This window comes from Brevibacillus sp. YAE8 (assembly GCF_057543335.1).
Genome location: NZ_BAAIYG010000182.1, coordinates 1 through 518, shown reverse-complemented (window position 1 = coordinate 518; position 518 = coordinate 1). Strand labels below are relative to the sequence as shown.

Genomic DNA, 518 nt, shown 5'->3' with positions numbered 1-518 from the left:
AAACTAATTATTTATAGGAAAGTAAGAACAAATAAACGAAAAGACCTCTTTCCAAGAAAGAGGTCTTTTCGTTTACTTCACTAGCTTTTGCTCAGTCCCAGCTGAACCTTGACTTCGTTTATGAAATCCTTTTGCGTAGTACGCAATAATAAGACCGATAAACCATAGTGGTCCGATAACAACTGCAATTCTTGTATCTGGATTGTACGCCATAAGAACAACCACCAGCGCTAGGAACGCAAGTGACACATAAGACGTTAACGGAAATAAAGGCATTTTGTATTTTAACTTTGCCTCTTCACCTTTTTTTAGCGTTTTGCGATACTTAATTTGAGAAAGCAAAATAATTCCCCAAGTCCAAATCGCACCGAATGTTGCAATGCTTGTTACCCACGTAAATACTTTGGCAGGCACAATGTAGTTTAACGCTACTCCGACTAATAACGCACCCGCTGATGCTAAAACAGCTTTTCCAGGTACGCCGCCTTTTGTCAGCTGACCGTATCCTTTTGGAGCTT

The 518-nt window shown here is 40.0% G+C and carries 1 pseudogene; it reads right to left on the bottom strand.

Annotated elements, in window-relative coordinates:
• Positions 1–72 precede the first annotated feature (72 nt).
• A pseudogene (locus tag AC27IT_RS28270) lies at positions 73–518 on the bottom strand (amino acid permease); the annotation flags it as partial.